Origin of the sequence: Stieleria sp. (genome assembly GCF_041595215.1) — a bacterium.
Classification (GTDB): Bacteria; Planctomycetota; Planctomycetia; order Pirellulales; family Pirellulaceae; genus Stieleria; species Stieleria magnilauensis.
The window spans coordinates 1-9,422 of sequence record NZ_JBFHKV010000222.1; the positions used below are offsets into that span (position 1 = coordinate 1).

General features: G+C 60.3%; 6 protein-coding genes. 4 read left to right on the forward strand and 2 right to left on the reverse strand.

The window, feature by feature from the left end; all coding sequences use genetic code 11:
- Positions 1–235 precede the first annotated feature (235 nt).
- Positions 236–1,615: a DUF1080 domain-containing protein gene (locus ABX749_RS10975; protein ID WP_372896019.1), complete on the reverse strand. Its 1,380-nt coding sequence runs from the start codon at positions 1,613–1,615 to the stop codon at positions 236–238.
- A gap of 4 nt (positions 1,616–1,619) precedes the next feature.
- Positions 1,620–2,840: a sulfotransferase gene (locus ABX749_RS10980; RefSeq protein WP_372896020.1), complete on the reverse strand. Its 1,221-nt coding sequence runs from the start codon at positions 2,838–2,840 to the stop codon at positions 1,620–1,622.
- Between the two features lie 215 nt (positions 2,841–3,055).
- On the opposite strand from ABX749_RS10980, the gene ABX749_RS10985 reads away from it, so the two are divergent.
- The 4 genes from ABX749_RS10985 (at position 3,056) to ABX749_RS11000 (ending at position 9,319) form a co-directional block, all read left to right on the forward strand.
- A complete protein-coding gene (locus ABX749_RS10985) occupies positions 3,056–3,373 on the forward strand; it encodes a MazG nucleotide pyrophosphohydrolase domain-containing protein (protein ID WP_095737597.1) in 318 nt (105 codons plus the stop codon).
- The gene (locus ABX749_RS10990) at positions 3,370–5,703 is read left to right on the forward strand and encodes a hypothetical protein (protein WP_372896021.1); all 2,334 of its coding nucleotides are present in this window, start codon (positions 3,370–3,372) and stop codon (positions 5,701–5,703) included. Before ABX749_RS10985 ends, ABX749_RS10990 begins: the two co-directional genes overlap by 4 nt.
- 30 nt (positions 5,704–5,733) lie before the next feature.
- Entirely contained in the window at positions 5,734–6,672 is a 939-nt protein-coding gene (locus ABX749_RS10995; RefSeq protein ID WP_145220042.1) for an ABC transporter ATP-binding protein, read from the forward strand.
- Between the two features lie 310 nt (positions 6,673–6,982).
- Positions 6,983–9,319: a suppressor of fused domain protein gene (locus ABX749_RS11000; protein ID WP_372896022.1), complete on the forward strand. Its 2,337-nt coding sequence runs from the start codon at positions 6,983–6,985 to the stop codon at positions 9,317–9,319.
- Positions 9,320–9,422: the final 103 nt, after the last annotated feature.

Sequence of the window (9,422 nt, forward strand, 5' to 3'; positions counted from 1 at the left end):
CAAAACGATGGGGGCAAAACGATGGGAAGGCAGAATGATGGGAAGGCAGAATGATGGGAAGGCAGAATGATGAGAAGGCAGAATGATGAGAAGGCAGAATGATGGGGTGGGGAATGGGAACTGGCTGACTTATTGTTTTGCCCCCATCGTCTTGCCCCTTCCGGCCGATCTCTTCATCATTCTGCCCGATATCATTCTGCCACCTCTTCTCTCCCGCGTCGCAGGCGCCCGGCCCCTACCTGAGTTCCGCGATTTGCAGATTGCGGAACAGCACGTCGGTCTTCGGGTCGTGTCCTTGGATCATGATGGTTCCCGGTGACGTCCGTTTTCCTTTGCGCGGGTTCTCGTGTTCTTCGCGGGTGTCTTCCCAGTCGCTGACTTGCACCCCGCCGACCCAGGCGGCGATTCTGTTGCCGCTGGCATGCAGCAGCACCGTCGACCATTCCCCGTTTTCTCCGGCGATCACGCGGGCGTCTTGGCGACGAAAGATGCCGCCGGTGCCGCAATCCAAGGGCGTCAATCGGTTGCCGTCTTTGAATCCGTTGTTGATCTGGCATTCATAGCCCATCATTTCATCGCCGGGGATGCAGCGAAAGAAGATCCCGGAATTCATTTCGGGGTCATCGATCTTGTACTCCGCGAGCATGAAGAAGTCGCCGTAGCTTTGTCGGGTTTCCAATTGAGTCTTGCCGCCGAGCACGTGCAGGTCGCCGTCATCATTGATCGTGAAAGTCCCTTCCATCTCCGGGTATTTCTTCCATTGAGACAAGTCCGCATCGAGCATCGGCTGCATGCCCAGCGGGCGGATTTTGATGTTCTTGAATGCGACGCGTCCGGAATTGTGTTGCAGCCCGATGCGGCGTGCGGCCAGGTCAACCGGATCGGTGTAACGACAGACGGCGTTGCCATCCAGGGACACGGTGACATCCTTGCCGTCAGCGATGACGGACATCGTTCGCCACTCCGCCGGCGTTTGCGGGCCCGCCGCTTCGCCGTCGACTTTCTGTCGCTGGACGATGCTGCCGGTCGGGAACGGGTTGTCGTCAGGGGCGATGTTGATTTCGTAGCAATCCGAGGTCACGTTTTCCGGTTTCAGCGGCGTGCGAACGAACACACCACTGTTGGTTTCTTCATCCGCTTTGAAATCGAATGTCAATTCAAAGTCACCCCAGGTGGTCGACGTGCACAGCAAGCATTTCTCGCCCTGGTCGACCACGATCGCGCCGTCTTCGATGCGAAAGTTCGCGTTGCCGGTGATTTCCCATCCGAACAGCGTGTGACCGTCGAACAGACGGACCCAGCCTGCCGCGGTTTCTTCGTCGGCCAGTCGTGCGGCCAGCAATTCATCGGCGCTGGCCGAGTAGGTTTGCGGTGCAATCGGCTCGGTCGCCGGTTCCGCCTGGGCGGGCGACTGCTGGGCGGTTGTCTGCTCCGCGGTGGGCTGTTCGGGATCCTTTCGGGCACAACCGATCAGCGCTGTCGTCAGGACAAGTATCGCGCAGCAGGCGAAGGCTGACGGTATTCGCCCAGTGCCAACGTAACTGGCATTGGGTGTTCGCCGTCCGCCGAGGCGTTGTGGATGATGGCGACGCGAGTCGTTCAGGCGCGGGTTCATGCGATTAGTAGCCATAGGTTTCAAAGTAATGTTTCCAGGCGGAGCGAATGGTCGCTTCGTCTTGGGGAGACAATTGATGCCGGTTGGTTTGGTAGGAGCGGTGTTCGCTGGCGGCCCAGGATTCGATCACGGGGCGGACTGAATCAAAATCGCTCAATCGCAAGGAGCGATAGATTGTTTCCAGGACGGTGACCGGGTCATCAACCAGGTCTTCGTAGCGGATGTCAATGATGCGGTTGGAGTCGATGGTCGGGCGATCGCGGAGGAAGGCGTCGTACATTCGCCGCAGGCAATCGACCACGTATTGTTTGTCGGCCGACAGTGGCTGGTCGTCGCCGTCGTCGGACGAGTTGGTTGATGCGGTGGCGTCGGGGCGTCGCGACACTTGCATGCCCTGGGCTTCGGCCAGTCCGGCCCACAGCCGGCAGGTCGAGGGGAATAGGGCACGGGGGTCGCGGGTGACGTGGATGAATCTCGCATCGGGAAATTCTCTGGCCAACGCGGCGATGCGGCCGGTATGGGTGGGGCTTTTGATCACCAGGGGGCGTCCGGTCACGGTGCTGACCCCCAGCAAGAAACGTCTCAGTGCGTCCAGCCATTGGCGAAGCGCCGACGGGGAGACGTCCTGAAAGTCCAGGTAGTTCATGTCCACGGGGGCTTCACAGGGAAACGCGATGTGGCGATAGGGAGACGGCAGCCCCAGGTTCATCAACGCGAATTCGTCTTCTTGGGGTCGTTCCCAACCGGCCGCCATGTTGTCCATGGGGCGTTTTCCCGGTATCAGCCACCCGAAAAACTTTTGGAAAATCCACTCGGTGACCAGAAAGTGATGGGGCGCAAAACACTGAAAGGTCGTCGGGCTGCTGTAACGTTCATCGAGCACCAGCAGCTCGTGCAGCAGTGTGGTGCCGCTGCGCCAATGTCCGATGATGAAGACGGGGGGCCCGTGCAATTCGGCCGCTGCCAGCCGATTGCGGAAAACCAGTTGCTGGATTCCCGCCAAGACCGTGTTCCACGGCGTCGCCAGCGAAACGCCCAGCAAATTCGGCAGCCGGCTCGGGTGGATTCTGAACCGTCCCTGACGCAGCAGGCCCCACCAGGTCAGCGGTCGCATCCCGTGCCAAAATCGCGGGGCGTACCAAGGGTAACGGTGAAACTCGGCCGCCGGTTTTCCCGCAGCTTTGTCATCGGGGGCGGCCATCCGGCGGTGCTCAGAATCAGTCAACGAAGGTCGCTGCGGGGTTAAAAGAGAGAGAGCCAGAGGCGGGTTTTTCAGAACAATTGTGCGGACGTGCAGAACCAAACCGTTGGGGACACAGAATCAAACGGTCCGGAGCACTGAACCAAACCGTCGCAAACGCTGTACGGATGGCTAAACCCTAATCTAACTCAGCCCACCCCAATCGCGAAAGCGCTACGCACGCGCTACAATCTGCCAGCATGAGTGATTCTACTGAATTATCGTTTGCGGATCTTCAGCGGCATATTCGTCAGATGTACCACGAGAAGGACGTGGCCAGGGGGGTGGAAGGCACGTTCATGTGGCTGATGGAGGAGGTTGGAGAACTTTCCTCGGCGTTGCGGGGCGATGATCGCGCCAATCTGGCCGAAGAGTTCGCCGACGTGATCGCCTGGCTGACCACGATTGCCAACGTCGCCGAAATCGACCTCAACGCAGCCCTGGTCGCCAAGTACGGCGGGGGATGTCCGGGATGTGGCAAACTGGTGTGCGAATGCCCCGATTCAGAGAAGCCATGACAGACCACGTCAAGTTCGCGGCCGCCGCTGCACTCCTCTCGCTCGTTCTCCTCTCGTCGGCCCCCGTTGCGGTGGCGGAGCAGGAACCGGCGGAAGCGGAAACCACTCCGGCGGCCGTGGTCGTTGGAATCAACGGACACTATCGAGTCGGCCGACCGACCGCGATCCGGTTGGCCGAATCGACCCGTTCGGCGATGGAATCGGACGGCGGGTCGCGTTCGGAGTTCACGCTGGAGACGCTCGACGGCGACGGCGTGCGGGTACGTTATGGAACCTATCCCACCGCTGATTCCGAGCCGATCGAACTGGGTTACGTGGTGCCGGGTTCCGAGGCGGCTCCGCTGCAGATTCAACGCACGACCGAAGCGGGCACCGAAGTGGTCGTCCAAACACGGTTTCCCGCAGCCGGCCGACCGGACCGCGGGCCGTCGATGATCCCCGCCGGCATGCCCTGGATCGTTTCGGTCGGTGATCCGCTGGGCGTCGACCAAATCGGCGCGTCCAACGTGTTGCTCGACAAAGCCGCTCACATCGCCGTGACCCGAATCGAGTCGGCCGACCGTTTGCCGTTTCAGTCGCTCGGCTATGACGGCGTCGACATGGTGATGGTCAACGCCACCGGCGTGCCGGTGTTGGAGGCGATGACCGGGGAACAGTCCGATGCCTTGGTCTCGTGGCTGCGTCGTGGCGGACACTTGTTCGTCACACTCGGTGAGGCCACCGAGCGAACGTTGCAGGCGGCACCGTGGCTGGAGTCGCTGTTGCCGGTCGAGGACGTCACGCTGTCACGCTATGATCCCGCGGCCTTCGAAACATTTACCTCCAGCCAGACGCCGCTGGATGTATTTCAAGGCATCAAGCTGCCGCGACGCGAGGGCCGCGTGTTGATCTCGGGCCGCACGACGCGTCGCGTTTCCGCCGTGCTGGGTGCCGACTACGTGATCGGACTGGGGCACATCACGGTCGTCACGGCCGACTTGGATCGACCCCGGTTTGCCCAGTGGCCCGAGCGTCTGGATCTAATCAAGCAAGTCGTCGGCGAATTGCTCGAAGAGCAGACCGGAGAGCGGGACAGCCGGACCGGTTCGACATCGTTCTCTGATTTGGCCGGCCAGATGCGAGGTGTGTTGGATCAGTTTGTGATCAAGCCACGCTTCAGTTTTTCAGTCGTCTCGGTCGTCGTGATGTTGTTGATCGCCTTGATCGGGCCGCTGGATTACTTGTTGATCAATCGCGTGTGGGGAAAGCCGCTGTTGGGATGGGTGACGTTTCCGCTGATGGCGATCCTCCTGTCGGTGTTCCTGGTCATCCAGGCCGCGCCCAAAACCGTCGCCGACGCGGCGGACACGGAATCGGCAGGCGGCGACTCGACCGGTGCCGCATCACCGACGTCCGCGCTGTTGCGGGCGAATCAATTTCAAGTCACTGACATCGATCTGGTCAACGGGGCCGGACGCGGGTTCGCGTGGTGCTCGCTGTATTCGCATGACCCGGTGCGGGTGGACCTGCGCTATGGGGCTCGTGAAGCGCTGGCGCCGCTCGAGCCGAAATCGAGCGGACAACCCGGTTCGACCGCTTCTCGCTCCTTTGTCTTTCCGATGGGCTATCCCGGCCGAGAGTTCGGCGGCATTCAGTTGGCCGGGGAGAACACCGTGTTTGAAGCGTACTCGGTGGCCCCGTCGAAGATCGATCAAGAAGTCGGTCGGGGCGTGAAGACAGAACTCAACGGTTTGACGATCGCCCCACGCAGCAGCAAGTCGATTGCGGCACGCTGCTCGTTCACCGCCGACACCGACCGGGCCGTCGCCGTGATCCGCCGGCCGGGTAGCGAGCTGTTGCGGGGCGCGCTGGTCAACCCCTTGCCCTATGACATTCTCGATGGCGTGCTGATCTATGGAAACTGGGTGTATCTGTTGCCGACACGTGTTCCCGCCGGATCGAGTGTGGCAGAGTTGAGTGAGTTGCGACAGAAGAATTTTCGTTGGCGTCTGACGCGACAGCAGTCGGCCGACCAAAGCACGACAGTGACGACTCCGTGGTCGCCGAGTGATTTTTCAGACGCCAAACGGGTCGCCGAAATGATCCTGTTTCATCGCGCCGCCGGGGGAGAACTCTACACCGGGCTCGGGCACCATGTGCTCGGCGATCTGGATCTATCGGACTTGTTGGTCGAGGACCGATGTCTGTTGATGGGGCGGACCGAGCAACCGCTGTTTGAATTGGACGTAAAAGAAACGATGGATGATTCAGCGGGATTCATCCAGCCCGGTGGTCGAGTGTTGTCGATGGTGCGCGTGGTCGTGCCGGTTCGTTCGACGCGCCTGAACTGATTCGCCAGAACTGAACGAGAAAAGACTCCCGTGATCAAGACAGTCGATTTGACAAAAAAGTATGGCGATGCGTTTGCGATTCGCAGCATCGACCTGGATCTCAAGGCAGGCGATCTGTTCGGGTTCATCGGACCCAACGGGGCGGGCAAGACCACGACGATGCGGATCATCGCCACGTTGCTCGAACCGAGCTGGGGCGAAGCGTACGTCTGCGATCATTCGGTCCACACCGCCCCCAAAGAAATCCGCCGCCTGGTCGGTTACATGCCCGACTTCTTCGGCGTCTACGACGACATGACCGTGGTCGAGTACTTGGAGTTTTTCGCCGCAGCGTACCGAATCAACGGCCAGCAACGACGAGAACGCGTCAATGAAATGCTGGAAATCGTCGACCTGGAATTCAAACGCGATGCCTTTGCCAACACGCTCTCACGCGGGCAAACCCAGCGACTCGGGTTGGCGCGGACGCTGTTGCACGACCCCCAAGTCCTGCTGTTGGATGAGCCCTTGTCGGGACTCGACCCCCGGGCGCGGATCGAGATGCGCAACTTGTTGCGCAAGTTGGGCGAGATGGGGAAAACGATCATCGTCAGCAGTCACATTCTGCCCGAGCTGGCCGACGTGTGTAACAAGGTCGGCATCATCGATCGTGGTGAACTGAAACAAAATGCCGAAGTCACCGAAGTGATTCGGATGGTCCGTGAACACGTCGTCTTGGTGATCCAACCGAACCGGCCGGACCAGTTGAATGCGATCATCGACTTGCTCGCCCAGCACGAAAAGGTCCAGAATTGCGAACTCGGTGATGCGTCAATCCGAGTGGTGTTGAAGCCCGATGTCGAAGAGTACAGCGACTTGCCGAAACTGTTGATTGAAAACGAGATCGATCTGAAGCGGTTTTCGGAGGAAGAGTTGGACCTGGAGTCGGCCTTTATGGCTCTGACGAAGGGGACCAGCACCCGTATGTAGGTGTCTCGCTGCGACGGTTGCCGTTGCATCAACGGCCTGTTGATTGAATCGATCTTCTAAATTCAATGCGATTTCACCAGACGCGACGCGTAAGCGAGGGACGCCGCGTGGCCCCTCGCTAACGCACGCGGGCTTAACTCAACAGGCCGTCACGCACCCAAAACGACGGACTGTTCCTCACAACCCCGCTGATCGGGCGCTGGAACGTCCGGGCCGGGATCAACGTGCTAGGATCATGGTGGGTGAGGCTGCTCGTGCAATCCTCGCTGTTCCAAGATGACGAAATCACTCTGATGCCCCCAATACGCTGATGCCAGACCAGGTGATACCAGACCAGTGGTACATCAAGACCAAGAACGGAAAACGTGGTCCCTATTCGGTCCAGCAGCTGCAACGCTACGTCGACGCCGGAGCCATCCTGCCCAATTCGGGAGTGGGAAGCGGGCAAGGTCCGTGGGTGGCCGCAGCAACGGTTCAGGGATTGAGCTTTTCGGCCGAATCGATCGCGAAAGTGCGCGCCTCCACTCCGGCCGCGAAATCGTCGGTCACGACCGGGAACGCCACCGACGCCGCGCTCAATCAGCGGGCGGCGGAGCTGCAATCGCGAGAACAGGCAGTGCAAGATCGGGCGGAGGAGTTGGACGCTCGCAGCAGTGAGTTAGATGCCCGCGACATTGAACTAGACGCTCGCAGCAGTGAGTTAGACGCTCGCGACAGTGAGTTAGATGCTCGCGGCACTGAGTTGGACGCTCGCAGCAGTGAGTTGGACACTCGTGACAACGAGCTTGATTCCCGTGGTCAGGAGCTAGACGTCCGGGCGAATGAGTTCGAGCAGCGCGAGCAGGAGTTGACGCAGCGCGAGCAGGCGTTCGAGCAGCGCGAGCAGGCGTTCGAGCAGCGCGAGCAGGAGTTGACGCAGCGCGAGCAGGAGTTGACGCAGCGAGAGCAGGAGTTCGAGCAGCGCGAGCAGGAGTTCGAGCAGCGCGAGCAGGAGTTCGAGCAGCGCGAGCAGGAGTTGGAGGAGCGAACGCAGCAGCTGGACCAGCGTGAATCGGAACTCGGCCAACAGCAGCAAGAGATCCAGTGCCAGTCGCAGGAGTTGCAGCAACGTGAAGCGGATCTTCAACTGCAGCAGAAACAGCTCGATGCCAGGGCAAAGGAACTGGACACGCTTGCTGGGGAACTGGATCAACACCGGGAACTTCAAGCGGCACGGGAGGCCGAGCAGGCGACGTCGTTCCAGCAGCGAGAAACGACGCTTGCCCAGCAGCAAGCCGATGATGAATCCAAACGGTCGGAGCTGGAGCAACGCGAGTCGGACTTGGCGGCACGCTTCGCCGAGACGCAGCAGTTGGAAGCTCGCTTGCAAGCCGAGCAGGCCGAGCTGCAACAGCACAGCGAAGAATTGAACCAGCGTGAAGAAGCGTTGGCCGACCGTGAGCAAGCGACGCGTCAATTGGAGCAGTCGCTGCAGGAGCAGCAGCTCGCCGCCGCCGACCAAGCCGCTCCGGTCGCCCCGCCTCCGGCGGCCAGCGATGATGCCCGCGACGCGTCGGCCGAATCGATTCTGGAGGAAAAGAAACGGCTGTTGCAAGAGTTCGCCGATCGCCAAGCATCGTTGTCGCGACGCGAAGCGGAATTGATTCGACGTGAAAACGAATTGACCCGTCGCGAATTGGATAGCGTCGTGACGCATGATGCAACGACGGAGTCGGGGTGGGAACTTGAAGTCGAACCCGAAGCCCAACTTGCACAAGAATTGGAATCCGTCACCGCACCCGAACCGGCGGAATCGGTGACCACGGTTCAAGATTCGGAGCCCCGGCGGCCGGTGGAGCCTGCTGCGGCAGAGTCTGATTCGACGTCTGATTTGACGAGCGCCGCAGCCTCGTCTTGGCAGGACGTGCTGGGGCGGGCCGAAGAACAGCCCGCTGATTTTGAACTGGCCGAGTACGACGGAGTCTCCGCCGAACGCGTCACCGCGGCCGGTGAGGTCGCCGTCGCCACGCAGCCGGAGGACGATCGCAGCGATGGTGCTGCGGCTCAGACAGGTTTGAGTGAACTGCGGCGACTCGCCTACGAACAACGGTTCGGGCCCTGCAGTCGCTATGACGTCGATGATGACCCGTCGATGCGAGTGGACGTCTCGGTCCATCTTCCCGAAGACGCACGCGATTTCACGACGCTGGTGACCAGCGGCATGAGTGACTATCCGATTCCGATGCCTAACGGCCAGCGGAGCGTGCGTGCCGAACTGTTGCTCTATGTCACCCACTTGGATGAATTGGCGATCCAGATTCTACGCGGCGCGGCCAAGCTTCCGTTTCGAAAAAAGAAGGGGCTTTCGATCGGGACGACGGAATCGCTCGATGGACTGCGCGATCAGTTGTCCGACAGTCAGCAAAAGGACTGTGTGTACATGTTGCCGGTGGTCGAATCCGATTCCAAACCGATCCCGGCGAAAGAGGTGATCGGCGGTGTGGTTCAGTTGTTCTGGTTGATGACGATCACCGAAGCGGAACGCAAGCTGATCGACACCGGCGGCATTCACAAATTCCTTTCACTGCTGGAAAAGAACAATCACGCGGTGTTCTTCGATTTGATGCGTGATTGTTACGTGAAACGAAAGGGCTGGTTTCGACGCTAATCGCTCAGGACGCCTCTGCCGCTCAGGACGCACTGCCGCTCAGGACGCACTGGCAAGTCGCATCACAAATTGCTCCAGCATAAACCGGTCGCGGCCGTCGGCG

What these genes read in the sequence shown, in the direction of transcription:
- ABX749_RS10975 (WP_372896019.1), bottom strand. Translation starts at nt 1,615, where the DNA reads ATGAACCCGCGCCTGAACGACTCGCGTCGCCATCATCCACAACGCCTC.
- ABX749_RS10990 (WP_372896021.1), top strand. Translation starts at nt 3,370, where the DNA reads ATGACAGACCACGTCAAGTTCGCGGCCGCCGCTGCACTCCTCTCGCTC.
- ABX749_RS10985 (WP_095737597.1), top strand. Translation starts at nt 3,056, where the DNA reads ATGAGTGATTCTACTGAATTATCGTTTGCGGATCTTCAGCGGCATATT.
- ABX749_RS11000 (WP_372896022.1), top strand. Translation starts at nt 6,983, where the DNA reads ATGCCAGACCAGGTGATACCAGACCAGTGGTACATCAAGACCAAGAAC.